General features: G+C 68.8%; 15 protein-coding genes and 1 pseudogene. 4 read left to right on the top strand and 12 right to left on the bottom strand.

Going from position 1 to position 16,053, the window contains the following annotated elements:
• Positions 1-22: 22 nt before the first annotated feature.
• From ACXJKM_RS16520 to ACXJKM_RS16500, 5 genes and pseudogenes are all read right to left on the bottom strand, one after another.
• Complete coding sequence (locus ACXJKM_RS16520) at positions 23-856, bottom strand: phosphodiesterase (protein WP_056203975.1); 834 nt, start codon at positions 854-856, stop codon at positions 23-25.
• 90 nt (positions 857-946) lie between these two features.
• Positions 947-1,867 carry an arginase gene (gene rocF / locus ACXJKM_RS16515; RefSeq protein WP_057300882.1) on the bottom strand — a complete coding sequence of 307 codons (921 nt, stop codon included), beginning with the start codon at positions 1,865-1,867 and terminating at the stop codon, positions 947-949.
• The gene (locus ACXJKM_RS16510) at positions 1,864-2,739 is read right to left on the bottom strand and encodes an LOG family protein (RefSeq protein ID WP_457322566.1); all 876 of its coding nucleotides are present in this window, start codon (positions 2,737-2,739) and stop codon (positions 1,864-1,866) included. Before ACXJKM_RS16510 ends, rocF begins: the two co-directional genes overlap by 4 nt.
• Before the next feature lie 47 nt (positions 2,740-2,786).
• A pseudogene (locus ACXJKM_RS16505) lies at positions 2,787-2,819 on the bottom strand (hypothetical protein).
• Positions 2,807-3,553 carry a HesA/MoeB/ThiF family protein gene (locus tag ACXJKM_RS16500; RefSeq protein ID WP_457322568.1) on the bottom strand — a complete coding sequence of 249 codons (747 nt, stop codon included), beginning with the start codon at positions 3,551-3,553 and terminating at the stop codon, positions 2,807-2,809. The pseudogene ACXJKM_RS16505 and the gene ACXJKM_RS16500 overlap by 13 nt, the downstream one beginning before the upstream one ends.
• A 56-nt stretch (positions 3,554-3,609) precedes the next feature.
• On the opposite strand from ACXJKM_RS16500, the gene ACXJKM_RS16495 reads away from it, so the two are divergent.
• Positions 3,610-4,776 carry an MFS transporter gene (locus tag ACXJKM_RS16495; RefSeq protein ID WP_056203961.1) on the top strand — a complete coding sequence of 389 codons (1,167 nt, stop codon included), beginning with the start codon at positions 3,610-3,612 and terminating at the stop codon, positions 4,774-4,776.
• 3 nt (positions 4,777-4,779) lie between these two features.
• On the opposite strand, the gene ACXJKM_RS16490 is transcribed toward ACXJKM_RS16495, so the two are convergent.
• Entirely contained in the window at positions 4,780-5,397 is a 618-nt protein-coding gene (locus ACXJKM_RS16490; protein WP_457353762.1) for a TetR/AcrR family transcriptional regulator, read from the bottom strand.
• A gap of 45 nt (positions 5,398-5,442) precedes the next feature.
• On the opposite strand from ACXJKM_RS16490, the gene ACXJKM_RS16485 reads away from it, so the two are divergent.
• On the top strand, positions 5,443-5,910 hold the full coding sequence (locus ACXJKM_RS16485) for a VOC family protein (protein WP_056203956.1): 468 nt from the start codon (positions 5,443-5,445) through the stop codon (positions 5,908-5,910).
• Positions 5,907-6,296, top strand: coding sequence for a nuclear transport factor 2 family protein (locus ACXJKM_RS16480; protein WP_457322576.1), 390 nt, complete (start codon positions 5,907-5,909; stop codon positions 6,294-6,296). The genes ACXJKM_RS16485 and ACXJKM_RS16480 overlap by 4 nt, the downstream gene beginning before the upstream one ends.
• Before the next feature lie 82 nt (positions 6,297-6,378).
• On the opposite strand, the gene ACXJKM_RS16475 is transcribed toward ACXJKM_RS16480, so the two are convergent.
• A complete protein-coding gene (locus ACXJKM_RS16475; protein WP_056203945.1) occupies positions 6,379-7,815 on the bottom strand; it encodes a S41 family peptidase in 1,437 nt (478 codons plus the stop codon).
• Between the two features lie 194 nt (positions 7,816-8,009).
• Positions 8,010-9,389: a metallophosphoesterase gene (locus tag ACXJKM_RS16470; RefSeq protein ID WP_457353759.1), complete on the bottom strand. Its 1,380-nt coding sequence runs from the start codon at positions 9,387-9,389 to the stop codon at positions 8,010-8,012.
• A gap of 95 nt (positions 9,390-9,484) precedes the next feature.
• Here ACXJKM_RS16470 and pelA point away from each other — a divergent pair, with 95 nt between their 5' ends.
• Positions 9,485-10,783, top strand: a complete 1,299-nt coding sequence (gene pelA / locus ACXJKM_RS16465) for a pectate lyase (protein WP_457353757.1) — start codon at positions 9,485-9,487, stop codon at positions 10,781-10,783.
• Here the strand turns inward: pelA and ACXJKM_RS16460 are convergent.
• The 4 genes from ACXJKM_RS16460 to ACXJKM_RS16445 form a co-directional block, all read right to left on the bottom strand.
• Complete coding sequence (locus tag ACXJKM_RS16460) at positions 10,767-12,131, bottom strand: MFS transporter (protein WP_457353755.1); 1,365 nt, start codon at positions 12,129-12,131, stop codon at positions 10,767-10,769. The two genes, pelA and ACXJKM_RS16460, sit on opposite strands and share 17 nt — an antisense overlap.
• Positions 12,132-12,195: 64 nt before the next feature.
• The gene (locus ACXJKM_RS16455; RefSeq protein WP_457353753.1) at positions 12,196-13,635 is read right to left on the bottom strand and encodes an aldehyde dehydrogenase family protein; all 1,440 of its coding nucleotides are present in this window, start codon (positions 13,633-13,635) and stop codon (positions 12,196-12,198) included.
• Between the two features lie 6 nt (positions 13,636-13,641).
• Positions 13,642-14,970 carry a glucarate dehydratase gene (gudD, locus tag ACXJKM_RS16450; RefSeq protein WP_457353751.1) on the bottom strand — a complete coding sequence of 443 codons (1,329 nt, stop codon included), beginning with the start codon at positions 14,968-14,970 and terminating at the stop codon, positions 13,642-13,644.
• 114 nt (positions 14,971-15,084) lie between these two features.
• The gene (locus ACXJKM_RS16445) at positions 15,085-16,047 is read right to left on the bottom strand and encodes a Bug family tripartite tricarboxylate transporter substrate binding protein (RefSeq protein ID WP_457353749.1); all 963 of its coding nucleotides are present in this window, start codon (positions 16,045-16,047) and stop codon (positions 15,085-15,087) included.
• Positions 16,048-16,053: the final 6 nt, after the last annotated feature.

Here is a 16,053-nt window from a genome sequence, read left to right as displayed (position 1 = left end):
ATCCTCGCATGCGCGGGCGGCCTCACAGGTCGGCGATGCGCTCGTGGTCCCCTGCCAGCGCAAGATGGCTGACCAGAGGCAGGCCCGGCCCCCAGGCGTGGATGAGCCAGCCGGCGGGCTCCAGCGCCAGGGCCAGCGGTGCGTCGGGCGCGAGGTCCAGTGCGACCTGGTGGGCGGTGGAAGGCGCGCTGATGACCGCGGCATGGGCGATGCGGCCCAAGGTCATGCGGTGCAGATGGCCGCAGACGACGCGCTGCACCTGCGGGTGGGCAGCGACCAGTGCCTCGAAGCTGGCGAGGCCCGCTTGCAGCGACATCGCGTCCATGGCCGCGAGGCCGGTGGCGTGCGGCGGGTGGTGCAGGGCGACCAGCGTGGGCATGTCGGGCCGCTCGGCCAGCAGGGCCTGGGCCTGCGCCAGGCGCGCATCGTCGAAACCGCCTTCGGGCCGACCGGGCATCAGGCTGTCGAGCACGACGAGTCGCAGCGGGCCGGGCAGGTCCAGCGCGTACTGGATGGCCGTCGCGCCGGGTTCACCGCGGTGCACGCGGGCCAGGCCCGCGAAAGCCTCCTGCAGCGGGCCGCGTGCATCGTGGTTGCCGGGCAGCAGCGCGAGCGGCAGGCCCGCATCGACCAGCGGCATCAGCAGCTCGCGCAGCTGCGCGTACTCTGCCGGGTGGCCGGCATCGACAAGGTCGCCGCTGACCAGCACGGCCACCGGGCGCGGGCGGATCTGCAGCACACGTTCAACCGCGTGGCGCAGCGCCGCGGCGGTGTCGACGCGGCCGGAGATCAGCCGGCCCGGATGGGTGATGTGCGGGTCGCTGAGCTGGACCAGCAGATAGGGCGTGGCGTCCATACTTGTCAGCGCCGCCCGGCCGTCCGAAGGCGTTGACACACCCCCTCGGGGGGCAGAGAGCGAAGCGAGCGTGGGGGCTTCATCTCGCGCCTACTTGCGCATCAGCGTGCTCTTGCCGAACAGGCTTTCGATCAGGTCCACCGCCACCAGCGCCGTCTTGTTCTTCTCGTCCAGCGCCGGATTGAGCTCGACGAGGTCCAGCGAAGCCATGCGGCCGGTGTCGGCGATCATCTCCATGCACAGATGCGCCTCCCGGTAGGTCGGGCCGCCGCCGACCGTCGTGCCGACGCCGGGCGCCATGACGGGGTCGAGGAAGTCGACGTCGAAGCTGACGTGCAGATGGGTGTTGTCGTCCAGCGTGGCCAGCGCCAGCTCCATGGTGTGGCGCATGCCCATCTCGTCGATGAAGCGCATGTCGAACACTTCCAGGTCGTGTTCGTGCACGAAGGCGCGCTCGCCCTCGTCGACGCTGCGGATGCCGATCTGGCGGATCCATTTCGGTGAGATGGCCGGCACATGGCCACCGATCTCGACCAGTTCCTTGGGGCCGAAGCCGCACAGGCAGGCCACGGGCATGCCGTGGATGTTGCCGCTGGGCGTGAGCTCGCTGGTGTTGAAGTCGGCGTGCGCGTCCAGCCAGAGCACGCGCAGCTTCTTGCCGGTGTCGCGGCAGTGGCGGGCCACGGCGCTGATGGAACCCAGGCCCAGGCAGTGGTCACCGCCCAGCATGATGGGCAGGCGGCCGGTCTTGAGTTCGGCGTAGATGGCGTCGTGGGTGGCCTGGTTCCAGGCGACGACTTCCTGCAGATGGCGGTAGCCGTCGGTCGGCGGCAGCCAGGGGTTGGACGGGCCGGCCAGGTTGCCGCGGTCGATGACGTCCACGCCGCGGGCGCGCAGCGCCTCGGCCAGGCCCGCCACGCGCATGGCCTCGGGGCCCATGCTCGCGCCGCGGGCGCCGGCGCCGATGTCGGTCGGCACACCGATGAGGGAGACGTTTCTGAGTTTGGTCATGGCGTTGAGGGGCTGGCGAGTTCAGGAGCGGATTCGAGGATGGCCCAGGCTTCCTCGGCCGTCTCGACGTAGTGAAAGAGCTGTGCGTCGACGGGATTGATCATGCCGGTCTCGATCAGCAGCTCGATGTTGATCAGCTTGGTCCAGAACTCGCGGCCGACCAGCAGGATGGGACGCGGCCGGCTCTTCTTGGTCTGGATCAGCGTCAGCGTCTCGAACAGTTCATCCAGCGTACCGAAGCCCCCGGGGAAGCACACCAGGGCGACGGCGCGCATCAGGAAGTGCATCTTGCGCAGGCCGAAGTAATGGAAGCGAAAGCACAGCTCCGGCGTGATGTAGGGGTTGGGGTACTGCTCGTGCGGCAGCACGATGTTCAGCCCGACGCTCTTGCCGCCGACGTCGTAGGCGCCGCGGTTGCCGGCCTCCATGATGCCGGGGCCGCCGCCGGTAGCGACGACGACATGATTGCCGCGCTCGGTACAAGCGGCGGTGGCGATCTGCGCGAAGCGGCGCGCTTCCTCGTAATAGCGGCTCATCGCCAGATGGCGGCGCGCTCGTGCCGCGCCGGCTTCGTCGCCGCGGTCCTCGGCCACGGTCAGCAGGGCCTGGGCGGCCTCTGCCGACAGGATGCGGGCGCTGCCGAAGATGACGATGGTGGATTTGACGCCCTGCTCGTTCTGCATCAGCTCGGGCTTCATCAGCTCCAGCTGCATGCGCACGGCGCGCATGTCCTGGCGCAGCAGGAAGGTCTCGTCCTTGAAGGCCAGGTTGTAGGCGGCGCCCGGGCCGTCGTAGTCGGGGTGAGGGGGCAGGTCGCGGCACTCTTCCTTGGCGGTCGGGAAGTTGCGCGTCGGGACGTCGGTGGGCTTCATGGGGAAAAAGGATTGTGGGCAGGTCGGGACGGAATTTTCCGCCCCATTCAGAGGCGTTCGCGGGATTTCATCCGCCGCAGACGGAGCATTCGGGGTCGCGCTGCATGGCGATCTCGCTCCACTGCATGCGCCGGCCGTCCAGCATCAGCAGCCTCCCGGCCAAAGGCTCGCCCACGCCGGCCAGCAGCTTCAGCGCCTCGGCGGCCTGCATGGCGCCGATGATGCCCACCAGCGGTGCGAACACGCCCATGGTCGAGCAGGCCACGTCCTCGAAGCCGGATTCGGGTGGGAACAGGCAGGCATAGCAGGGCTGCTCTCGCGAGCGGCTGTCATAGACGCTGATCTGGCCGTCGAAACCGATGGCCGCACCCGAGACCAGCGGCTTGCCGTGGCGCACGCAGGCGGCGTTGACGAGGTGGCGGGTGGCGAAGTTGTCGGTGCAGTCGAGGACGACGTCTACGCGCGGGACTTCCTCGTCGAGCAGGGCGGCATCGGCCTTCTGCGCGAGGGCGCGCACCTGCACGCCAGGGTTCAGCGCGGCCATGCGGGCGGCGGCCGAGTCGACCTTGGGTTTGTCGAGGCTGCTCATGTCGTGGGCGATCTGGCGCTGCAGATTCGTCAACGACACGGTGTCATGGTCGACCAGCGTGATGCGGCCGACACCGGCCGAAGCCAGATAGAGGGCCACCGGTGAGCCCAGGCCGCCGGCGCCGATGACCAGGGCGCTGGCGTCAAGCAAGCGCTGCTGGCCCTCGATGCCGATCTCGTCGAGCAGCAGATGGCGGGAATAGCGCAACAGGTCGTCGTCGTTCATGGCGTCAGGATAGCCCTGGCAGCGCAGGATTTGCCGGCCCTCGCGACACTGGCGGGATGAAGTCCGCGCCCCATGTCGCCCCGCTCAGCCCCGCGCTGACGCTGCTGCTTGCCACCGCCACCGGCCTGGCCGTTGCCTCCCTCTACTACGTGCAGCCGCTGCTGGGCCTGCTGTCCGAGCAGTTCGGCGTCGGCAGCGCGGCCATCGGCCTGCTGCCCACGTTGACCCAGCTCGGCTATGCGGCGGCCATTCTGCTGCTGTCGCCGCTGGGCGATCGTTTCGATCGGCGCCGCATCATTGCGGTCAAGTCCGTCGCCCTGGTTGCCGCCCTGGCTTGCGCTGCGCTGGCGCCGGGCTTTGCAGCCTTGTGCATCGCCAGCGTGGCCATCGGCCTGACGGCAACGCTGGCCCAGGACATCGTGCCGGCAGTGGCCACGCTGGCGCCCGAGGCCGAGCGCGGCAAGCGCGTGGGCCAGGTCATGACGGGCCTGCTGCTGGGCATCCTGCTGTCACGCGTGGCCAGCGGCTCGCTGGCGGCGGTGGCCGGCTGGCGCGCCGTCTACGCGGTGGCGGCGCTGGCCGTGGCGGCGTTGATCCCGCTGCTGTGGCGCGGCCTGCCGCACTTCGTGCCGGCGACGTCGGCGGGCTATGGCTCGCTGCTGCTGTCGATGGCGGGACTGTGGGCCCGGCATGCCCCGTTGCGCCGGGCTGCGCTGGCCCAGGGCCTGCTGAGCGTGGCCTTCAGTGCCTTCTGGTCGACGCTGGCCCTGGTGTTGGCGGGGCCGGATTTCGGCCAGGGCAGCGCGGTGGCCGGGGCGTTCGGCCTGGCCGGTGCAGCGGGCGCGCTGGCAGCACCGCTGGCCGGTGGCGTGGCGGACAAGCGCGGCCCGCAGGCCGTCATCCGCGTCGGCGCGCTGCTGGTGTTCATCGCCTTCACCGTGCAGGCGCTGGCACCGGCCTCGCTGTGGCTGCTGGTGGGCGTGGCCGTGGTGTTTGACCTGGGCGTGCAGGCCGCGCTGGTGTCGCACCAGAGCGTGGTCTACAGCCTGGACCCGGCTTCACGCAGCCGGCTGAATGCCGTGCTCGTCAGCACGATGTTCGTCGGCATGGCCAGCGGCGCGGCGTTGGGCTCGGCCCTGCTGGCATCGTTGGGCTGGCGGGCAGTACCGGCCCTCGGCGCGGTGGCGGCCCTGGGCGCCTTGGCCGTGACCCGGCGGCGATGAGCGTCAGCCGAGCGCATCTTGCGCCGACGCCACTCCGTTGAAGAGCGTCTCGACCAGTTGCTCCGCCAGTTGCAGCGACAACGGCCGGTGGCCGACGAGCAGCCGGAAGAACAGCGGCCCGTAGATCATGTCGAGCGCCACGTCGATGTCGATGCCGGATTGAATCTCGTGCAGCGACATGCCGCGCTCGATGAGCTGGCGGCCGGCCTCGCGGCTCTTCAGGATCACCTGGTTGCGAAAGGCCTTGGCCAGTTCGCTGTCGGGGTCGGCGGAGGCCATGGTCAGCGTGATCTGGCGACCGCGCGGCGTGGCGAAGGTGGCGATGACGCCACGCAGATGCGCCCGCAGGCCGGCCTGCACGGAGTTCGCCCGTGAGACCGGTTCATCCGAGGCCGGGTGCGCCATGAAGGCGGCCATCGCGAGGTCCTGGGCATTGGTCCAGGTTCTGTAGATCGTCGGCTTGCTGACGCCCGATTCGGCCGCCACGCGCTCGATCGTCAGCCGGCCCAGGCCCTCCTCGATCAGGATGCGGTAGGCGGTCGCCAGCGCGAGGCGGCGCGCCTCCTCGCTGGGCGGGCGGCCGGGCTTGCGCGGTGGTGTCGGATCGGTTGCTTGACTCATTACGTGACGTATCGTAATCTAATTCGACACCACCGGAGATTCATCATGCCCGCAGTCGGCACTTCACCCGACAACCTGTCGCCCTACCTTGTGGTTCGGGGTGCTCAGGCCGCCATCGACTTCTACGTCCAGGCCCTGGGCGCCAGCCTGGACTTCAAGCTGATCGATCCGTCCGATGGACGCATCGGCCATGCCGAGCTGCTGTTCGGCGCCACACGGGTCTTCATTGCCGACGAGTATCCTGACTTCGGGGCCGTCGGGCCCGAGACGATCGGCGGCTCCCCGGTCAAGTTCCACCTCGACGTGGCCGATGCCGACTCATTCGTTGCGAACGCCGTGCGGCACGGCGCCACCGTCCTGCGTGCCGTCAAGCTCGAGTTCCATGGCCACCGCAGCGGTCTGATCGCCGATCCCTTCGGCTACAGCTGGTTCGTTGCGAGCAAGGCGGAGGAGGTCAGCGTCGACGAAATGCAACGCCGCTGGGACGCGATGGTCGCGGGGAGCCCGTCATGACAACCGCGCCCGCCGATGGCGAGGTGCTGCGGGCATTCCAGGCGCTCGAAGACCGCTTCAACGATGCCATGGTCAGCAACGACGTCCAGCGCATCGCCCAATGCATCTCCGAGGACTGGACCCTCGTGACGCCGGAGAAGGGGCCGATCTCGCGCGAGGCCATCCTCCATGCCATAGCCAGCGGCATGCTGACGCACGATTCGATGACCAAGCAGGTGGTGCGGGCCAGCGTGTACGGCGACATGGCGGTCGTCACCGGGCGGGGCAGCAACACCGGCACTTTCAGGGGCGAGCCCATCAGCGCCGATGAATGGATCACCGATGTCTACCGCCAGGTGCAGGGACAGTGGCGCTGCGTGCTGACCCATCTCGCCCCTGCCGGCTGAGGAGGGGCGTGGCACCGGTTGGGCAAAAAAAGAGGGCCTCGCGAGAGGCCCCTGTGCTTTTTGAAGTCAGGACTCTTTGTAGTTATTCCGTCGTCTTGGCTTCGGCCTTGCGCTCGACAGCCGACTTGGACGCAATGACCGGTTGACCCTTGAGCTTGTTCAGCGCCTGCATCAGCGGGAAGTCTTCCGTCGAGCCGAACTCGGGCAGGGGCTTGGGCGGCTCGGCGCGCTTGGCGTACTCGGCTTCCAGCTTCTGGCGCGCTTCCTCGCGGGCCTTCTGGCGGGCTTCGTTTTCGTCCTCGGGGCCGTTGTTCAGATGCTTTTCGAGGTCGGCCTCACGCATGCGCAGCGCGGCGAAGACATTGCCCTCGGCGGTTTCGTCCAGCAGCACGTCGGGCACGATGCCCTTGGCCTGGATGGAGCGGCCGCTCGGCGTGTAGTAGCGCGCCGTCGTGATCTTCAATGCCGTTTCCGGGCCCAGCTGGCGCACGGTCTGCACCGAGCCCTTGCCGAAGGTCTGGGCGCCCATGACGGTGGCGCGATGGTGATCCTGCAGGGCGCCGGCGACGATCTCGCTGGCGCTGGCCGAGCCTTCGTTGACGAGCACCACCAGCGGCACGTTCTTCAACGCGGCGGGCAGGCGCTTGATCGGGTCGTCGCTGCTGCGGCGGCGGTAGTCGTCGGGGCTGGCCTTGTAGCTGGCCTTGGATTCGGCGATCTGGCCGTTGGTCGACACGACCTCGACGTCCTTGGGCAGGAACGCCGCCGAGATGGCGATGGAGGCATCCAGCAGACCGCCCGGGTCGTTGCGCAGGTCAAGCACCAGGCCCTTGAGATGGGGCTCCTGCTTGTAGATCTCTTCGAGCTTCTTGGCGAAGTCGTCGACGGTGCGATCCTGGAACTGGCTGACGCGGATCCAGGCATAGCCCGGCTCGATGACCTTGGCACGCACGCTCTGGACCTTGATCTCCTCGCGCACGATGGTCACGGGGAAGGTGCGGTTCTCGGCCTTGCGGTAGATGGTGAGGCTGACCTTGGTCGACGGGTCGCCGCGCATCTTCTTGACGGCCTGGTCGATGGTGAGGCCGCGCACGGCGGTGTCATCGATGCGGCTGATCAGGTCGCCGCTCTTGAGGCCGGCGCGGAAGGCGGGCGAGCCTTCGATGGGGGAGACGATCTTGACCAGGCCGTCTTCCATGCCGATCTCGATGCCGACACCGACGAACTTGCCGGTCGTGCCTTCACGGAATTCCTTGAAGGTCTTCTTGTCAAAAAACTGGGAGTGGGGGTCCAGGCCAGACACCATGCCGGCGATGGCGTCGTTGATCAGTTTCTTTTCGTCGACGGATTCGACGTAGTCGCTCTTGACGAGGCCGAAGACGGCCGCGAGCTGCTGCATTTCGTCCAGCGGCAGGGGGGACAGGGTACTGCGCGCATTGGCCTGCAGCTGCATGGTGGTGAGTGCACCTGCGACGGCACCGAGGGCAACCCAACCGGCGACTTTCAATCTGGAGCTCATGTAGCCGAGTCCTCTATCAACGTGGTTCCCGCCAAAAACAGCTTGACAGGTGCGGCCAGTTTAGCCGGGGGGGCTTTTGATGCTGTATCGATTTACCTGCTGGAAACCCTTCAAATCGGGTGCGCAGTGATGGAATGCGCGGGCGTTACTTCTCGTGCGCCCTGACGAAAGGCACTCGTTACGAGGCGTGCCCATCAGCAACTCAGCTTCTGGCCGGCCAGGCGGCAGGTCGACAGCGGCTGGCCCAGGGCGTCCAGCGCCTGCAGCTGCCAGCCCTCGGGCGTGGCCGTCAGCAGAGACAGGCCGAAGTCCGTGTGGATGCGTACCGTCTCCAGTCGGGCGCCGGGCAGCAGTTCGTGCTTCAGGGCCGCGGCGTCGTTGACGTGGCCTGATGCGGCCGAACCGCCGTTGCCGACGACGAGGGTGACCGGATGATTGCTCGCGAAGCCCAGGGCCTGGTGCATGTGGATGTGACCATGAAGTGTGGCCTGCACGCCTGGCGGGAAGAGGCGGCCGGGTGCCGCGTCCTGCAGCAGGGGCGTCAGGCCCGATCGGGCGGCGCGGGGCGCGCCGATCGGGCTGGGGCTGAAGGCCAGGCTGGGATGGTGGCTGGCAAAGAGGCTCTGGGCGCTGCCCTGGGCCAGCTCTGCGACGCGGTCGAGCTGCTGGCGCCAGCGGGCCCAGGCGGGGGAATCCCGGGGCGGCGTGCGGCTGCCGATCTCCGAGGAGTCAAAGACGATGAGCTGGCTGCGCGGCGACAGCGGCACGGGGAAGGGCGCGGTGAAGTCGCCCTCGTTGACGCCTGGGCCGGCGGGCTGGCAGGCACGCGCCGGACCGGTTTCGGCGTCCAGATAGCGCAGCCAGCCCTGGCCGGCACGGGCGCAGGCCTCGTGGTTGCCGCGCACGAAGACCCAGGGTGCGGCGGCCAGCAGGGCCTTGGCGGGGTGGAAGAAATCGGCCTGCCAGGTATCGTCGCCATAGCCCCAGGGGCTGCCGGCGCAGACGGCCATGCCGGGCGGGCAAGGGCTTTCGCGGTAGTGGTAGTCGCCGACGTGGATGACGAGGTCGGGCTTGAGCCTCAGGGCCAGGGCCAGCACGCGTGGGAAGGGCCAGTCCGAGGCGTCGTTGCAGCCCTGGAAGTCGCGGTCCGAGGCCTTGAGGCGGCAGCCGGTATCGCCGATGACGACGATGCGGCGGGCTTCGGCAGTGGGGGCATGCAGCACGATGTCGTCCACCTGCACGCTGGCCGCATCGGCGGGCCAGGGCGCCTCGCAGGCACGCAGCGTGAAGTGCGTCGGCTTGCGCTCGGGCTCCTTGTTGCCCGCGGGCGGCGGCTCGTCGCCGGGGGCGCTGCGTTCCTGCATGGCGGTGACGCTGCTGCCCCAGCGCAGCGTGGGGCAGCTGGCTTCGCCCGTCAGCGCACGTACCGCCCAGGCTGGCCCGGCGACGGCCTGCACCCAGGCTTGCTGCAGGCCAACCGGCGGCGCCGCAGCGGGCAGCGGTGGAGGAGGGCTGGCACAACCGGCCAGCACGAACAGGGCGGCCAGCCACGGGAAACGCGCGCAATGAATCATGTCTCGATCAACTGTGTGAGCGGCGCGAGATTAGCGCCCTCGCGGCCCGCGCGAGCCGGTAGATTGCCGGCCACCCCCAAACTTCGGCGCCCGTCATGCCCCTTGCCTGCCGTTTCACCCTGCTTGCCTTGGCCCTCTGCTCGTCGGCCTGGTCAGCGCAGATCGGTGTCATCCCGCCGGCCCAGCCGTTGACGGCCGAACGGGTCGCGGCGCTGCCGGCGACTGAACGCGGGCCATGGGTGGCCTATCTGGCCCGCTCCGACGCTCAGCGCACCGCCGACCGCGCCGCGCTGGCGGCCGAGCGCAAGGGGCTGACGGCCTGGCCCGCGCCGCCCGAGGGCGGTCATGCCGAGGCCAGCATGCCGCTGGACAAGCCGGCCGCCTGGTACGCGGGCGACGCGGCCCTGGCCGTGGCCCGCAACGTCCTGAGCTTCCAGACACCCGCCGGCGGCTGGGGCAAGAACCAGCCGCGCGACCGCGCGCCGCGCCTGCCCGGCCAGGCGTTTGTGGCCGACAACAACTCCAAGCGGGCAACGCCGGGCGACTTCGACCTGGCCCAGGACGCGCAGTGGAGCTATGTGGGCACCATCGACAACGACGCGACCATCACCGAGATCCGCTTCCTCGCCCGCGTGGCGGCCCAGCAGCCCGGCGCGCCTGGTGCCGCCTACCGCCAGGCGACCGAGCGCGGCCTGCGCTACCTGCTGGCGGCGCAGTTTCCCAACGGCGGCTGGCCCCAGGTGTGGCCGCTGCAGGGCGGCTACCACGACGCCATCACGCTGAACGACGACGCCGTCGTCGAAGTGGCCGAGCTGATGGGGGCCGCCGCACGCGGTGAGCTCGACCTGGGTTTCCTGCCAGCCGCGTTGAAGGCCGACGCCGCGGCGGCACAGGCGCGCGCCGTGCAGCTGCTGCTGGCCACGCAGATCCGCGTCGACGGCAAGCCGACGCTGTGGGCCCAGCAGCACGACGCGCTGACGCTGGCGCCGGCCTCGGCGCGCAACTACGAGCCGCCGGCACTGAGCAGCGGCGAGAGCGCGCGGGCGCTGGGCTATCTGATGAGCCTGCCCGACCCGTCGCCGGCGGTCGTCGCCGCGGTGAAGGGCGGCATCGTCATGCTGCGTGCCCTGGCCGTGCGCGACCGCGCCTTCGTCAAGGTGGACGACGCGCGCCGGCTGGTGGTGCAGCCGGGCGCCGGCCCGCTGTGGTCGCGCTTTTACGACCCGGCCACGCTCAAGCCGGTGTTCGGCGACCGCGACAAGAGCCTGCACGACGACGTCAACGACCTCAGCCTGGAGCGGCGCAACGGCTATACCTGGTGGGGGACCTGGCCGTTGAAGACGCTCGCGGCCTACGACGCCTGGGCCGCCAAGTGGGTCAGGAGTCCTTCCTGAGCTCGAAGCGCTTGATGTCGCCGACGACGAACAGGTAGCAGCACACGGCCACCAGCGCGTTCGCGGCGACGAACACCAGGGCCGCGTTGAACGAGCCCGTGCCCTTGATCAGGTAGCCGATGACGATGGGCGTCGTGATGCCGGCGGTGTTGCCGAAGGTGTTGAACAGCGCGCCACTCAAGCCCGAGATTTCCTTGGGCGAGGTGTCCGACACGACGGCCCAGCCCAGCGCCCCGAGGCCCTTGCCGAAGAAGGCCAGCGACATGATGGCGACGACGACCACGGCGCTGTCCACGTAGTTGCACAGGATCATGCTGGTGCTCAGCAGCATGCCGATGACGATGGGCGTCTTGCGTGCCACGGTCAGTGTCTTGCCGCGGCGCAGCAGCCCGTCAGAGATCAGCCCGCCGAGCACGCCGCCGGCGAAGCCGCAGATGGCCGGCAGCGCCGCGACGAAGCCGGCGTTGAGGATGGACATGCCCCGTTCCTTGACCAGGTAGACGGGAAACCAGGTCAGGAAGAAGTAGGTCAGCGTCGTGATGCAGTACTGGCCCACGTAGACGCCCATCAGCATGCGGTTGGAGAGCAACTGCTTGATGTAGCCGAGCTTGGGGGACTCCGGCGCGAAGCTGCGGCTTTGCGTGCCGGGCTGGTCCATGTTGACGAGGGCACCGCCGGCCGCGATGTGGTCCAGCTCGGCCTGGTTGACGCCGGGGTGGGTCTTGGGCGTATAGACGGTCTTGAGCCAGACGGCGCTGACGACGATGCCCAGCAGGCCCATGACGACGAAGACGGCCGGCCAGCCGTAGCTGTGCGTGATCCAGCCCATCAGCGGCGCGAACAGCACGGTGGCGAAGTACTGGGCCGAGTTGAAGATGGCCGAGGCCGTGCCGCGCTCGGCGGCCGGGAACCAGGACGCGACGATGCGGCCATTGGCGGGGAAGGACGGCGCCTCGGCCGCGCCGACAAGGAAGCGCAACGCGAACAGCACGACGACGGCGGTCGTCGCCGTCGCCGTCAGGAAGCTGATGCCGCCCTGCAGCAGCGTGAACACCGACCAGATGAAGATGCTGGCGGCGTAAACCTTCTTGGAGCCGTACCGGTCCAGCAGCCAGCCGCCCGGCAACTGGGCGATGACGTAGGACCAACCGAAGGCCGAGAAGATGAAGCCCATCGTCACCGAGTCGATGCCCAGGTCCTTGGACAACGCCGGGCCGGCGATGGACAGCGTCGCGCGGTCGGCGTAGTTGATCGTCGTGACGATGAAGAGCATCGTCAGGATGGCGAAGCGCTTCTTCGTTCGCGTGGCGCTGGCGGCGTGGGCCAGGGTGGCGGTGGCGGTATTCATCGGTTGTCTCCGGGCAATGCAGCGGCTCCGCCTCTTGCCGGGCGGTGGTGCCAAAGCGGTGGGATCAGGCTTGGGTGTAAGCCGTCTTCACGGTTGTGTAGAACTCAGCCGCGTGGCGGCCCTGCTCGCGCGGGCCGTAGCTGCTGCCCTTGCGGCCGCCAAAGGGCACGTGGTAGTCCACGCCTGCGGTGGGCAGGTTGACCATCACCATGCCGGCCTGCGAATGGCGCTTGAAGTGGGTGGCGTGCTTCAGCGACGTTGTCGCGATGCCGGCGGCCAGGCCGAACGGCGTGTCGTTGGACAGGGCCAGTGCGTGCTCGTAGTCGCGGGCGCGCAGCACGCTGACGACCGGGCCGAACACTTCCTCGCGGTTGATGCGCATGTCGGGCGTCGTTTCGGTGATCAGCGCCGGCGTCAGGTAGAAGCCCGGCGCGCCGTCGGCGTTCTTCTCGATGCGCTCGCCGCCTTGCGCCAGCTTGCCGCCCTCGCTCTTGGCGATGCCGAGGTAGTCAGTGTCCTGGCCAAGCTGGCTGGCGTCGACGACCGGGCCGATGTCGGTGCCGGCCTTGCGGGCGTCGTCCACCTTCAGCGTCTTCATCTTCTCGACCATGGCCGCAACGAAGCGGTCGTGGATGCCCTCGGTGACGATGAGGCGGCTCGACGCCGTGCAGCGCTGGCCGGTGGAGAAGAAGCCGCTATTGACGGCGGCGTTGACGGCCACGCCCAGGTCGGCGTCGTCGAGCACGATCATGGGGTTCTTGCCGCCCATCTCGAGCTGGAACTTGGCCATGCGCGCCACACAGGCCGCCGCGACCTTCTGGCCGGTGGCGACCGAGCCGGTGAAGCTGATGGCTGCCACGCGCGGGTCGTTCAGCAGCTTCTCGCCGACCACCGAACCGCGGCCCATGACGAGGTTGAAGACGCCGGCGGGCAGGCCCGAGCGCGACAGGATTTCGGCCAGCGCCCAGGCCGAGCCCGGCACGAGGTCGGCAGGCTTGAAGACGACGCAGTTGCCCCAGGCCAGGGCCGGTGCGATCTTCCAGGCGGGAATGGCGATCGGGAAGTTCCACGGCGTGATGAGGCCGACGACACCGACGGCTTCGCGCGTCACTTCCACGCCGACGCCGGGGCGCACCGAGGGCAGGCTCTCGCCGCCCGGGCGCAATGCCTCGCCGGCGAAGAACTTGAAGATATAGCCGGCGCGGCCTACTTCGCCGATGGCCTCGGGCAGGGTCTTGCCCTCCTCGCGGGCCAGCAGGTCGCCCAGCTCGGCTCGGCGCGCCAGGATCTCGGTGCCGACGGCGTCGAGGATGTCGAAGCGCTGCTGCGGTGTCGACAGGCTCCAGGCCGGGAAGGCGGCGCTGGCGGCCGTGATGGCCAGCTCGGCCTGGGCGGCATCGGCCTGGGCGTATTCGCCGACCAGGTCGCGCGTGTCCGAGGGGTTGATGTTGCGGGAGACGCCGTGGCCGTCCAGCCACTCGCCGTTGATGAGGTTCTTGAACATGAATGCTTACCGATCCAGCGCGGGGCGCTTGGGGTTGAAGGTCCAGTTGGGGATGAGGTATTGCATCGCAATCGCGTCATCGCGGGCGCCAAGCCCATGCTGTTTGTAGAGGGCATGGGCCTTTTCCACCTCAGCCATGTCGAGTTCGACGCCGAGACCCGGCTTGGCCGGCACCTTGACGTGGCCACCGATGATCTGCAGCGGTTCCTTGGTCAGGCGCTGGCCGTCCTGCCAGATCCAGTGCGTGTCGATGGCCGTGACCTTGCCCGGCGCGGCGGCGCCCACATGGGTGAACATGGCCAGCGAGATGTCGAAGTGGTTGTTGGAGTGCGAGCCCCAGGTCAGGCCCCAGTCGCGGCAGGTCTGGGCCACGCGCACGCTGCCGGCCATGGTCCAGAAGTGCGGGTCGGCCAGCGGGATGTCCACGCTCTGCAGCGACAGCGCGTGCGAGAGCTGGCGCCAGTCGGTGGCGACCATGTTGGTGGCCGTGGGCAGGCCGGTAGCACGGCGGAATTCGGCCATGACCTCTCGGCCCGAGAAGCCATCCTCGGCACCGCAGGGATCTTCCGCATACGCGAGAACACCCCTCATGTCGCGCATCAGGCGGATCGCGTCCTTCAGCAGCCAGCCGCCGTTGGGGTCCAGCGTCACACGCGCGTCGGGGAATCGCTCGTGCAGCGCGCGGATGGCTTCGACTTCCTCGTCGCCGCGCAGCACGCCGCCCTTGAGCTTGAAGTCGTTGAAGCCATAGCGCTCGCGCGCCGCCTCGGCCAGCTTGACAACGGCCTCGGGAGTCAGCGCCACTTCATGGCGCAGTCGGCTCCAGGCGTTGTCGGCGCCGGGCTCGCTGTTGTACGGCAGGTCGGTTTTCGTGCGGTCACCGACGTAGAAGAGATAGCCCAGCATCTCGACCGCATCGCGCTGCTGGCCTTCGCCAAGCAGGGCCGCGACCGGCACGCCCAGGTGCTGGCCGAGCAGGTCCAGGAAGGCCGACTCGATCGCGGTGGCCGCATGGATGGTGGTGCGCAGGTCGAAGGTCTGCAGGCCACGGCCGCCGGCGTCGCGGTCGGCAAAGGACTGGCTGACCTTCTGCAGCACGCCCTGGTGGCCACCGATGGGCTGGCCGACCACCAGCTGGCGCGCGTCCTCCAGCGTCTGGCGGATCTTCTCGCCGCCGGGCACTTCGCCCACACCGGTGTGGCCGGCGCTGTCGGTCAGGATCAACAGGTTGCGGGTGAAGAAGGGCGCATGCGCGCCGCTGAGGTTGAGCAGCATGCCGTCGCGCCCGGCGACGGGCACAACGCGCAGCTCTTTGATGACGGGGGTCGAGGTCATGTCAGTACTTCAAAGATGTAGTGCCCCACCAAGTGGCACCCATGGAACTGGCTCTGCCAGGCCATCGGGTGCGCCCCCTTGAGGGGGAGGCGCGTCAGCGCCTCGGGGGTGGGCTCAATCTGCGGTGATCTTGCGTTCTTCGATCACTTTTTTCCAGCGTGCGAACTCGCTCGCCTGGAAGGCGGTGAACTGCTCGGGCGTGTTGGCGACGACCTCGAAACCCTGCTCCAGCAACTTCGGTTTGATGTCCGGCGAGTTCAAGGTCTTGACGATGCCGGCATGCAGCTTGGCCTTGATGTCGGCGGGCAGGCCCTTGGGCGCGGCCACGCCTTGCCAGGAGTAGACCTGCAGCCCCTTGATGCCCAGCTCGTCCATGGTGGGCACGTCGGGCTGCACCAGCGAGCGCTGGGCGCTCGTGATGCTCAGCGCGCGCAGCTTGCCGGCCTTGATCTGCGGCAGCGCGGTGTTGATGTTCATGAAGCTGGCATCCACCTGGTTGCCGAGCAGGTCGGTCATGACCGGGCCGCCGCCCTTGTAGGGGATGTGCAGGCCCGACGTGCCGGTCTGCAGCCAGAACAGCTCGGCGGTGATGTGGTCGCTGCTGCCGTTGCCGCTGGAGCCGAAGCTCATCTTGCCGGGGTTGGCTTTCTCATAGGCCAGCACGTCGGCCATGCTCTTGTGCGGCGACGCGGCGGGCACCACCAGCACGTTGGGCGCCTGCACGGCGACGGTGATGTAGTCCAGGTCCTTGGTCGGGTCGTACTGCAGGTTCTTCAGCAGGTGCGGGCCGATGACCAGCGGGCCCAGCGACGAGACGAGGACGGTGTAGCCGTCCGGCGCCGCGCGCTTGACCATGCCGGTGCCGATGGTGCCGCCCGCACCGCCGCGGTTGTCGATGACGAAGCTGCCGCCGAGGGTCTCCTGCAGCTTGTTGCCCAGCAGACGGGCGATGGCGTCGGTGGAGCCGCCGGGCGGGAAGGGCACCAGCAGCGTCACCGGCTTGGCGGGCCAGGCCTGAGCCAGCGCTGCGGTGGTGGCAGCGGCGCCGAGCAGCAAGGCGGTCAGCAGTTTCTTCATGGCTTG

The sequence above is a fragment of the Roseateles sp. P5_D6 genome, from assembly GCF_054049415.1.
This window is presented reverse-complemented; position numbering and strand designations above follow the sequence as displayed.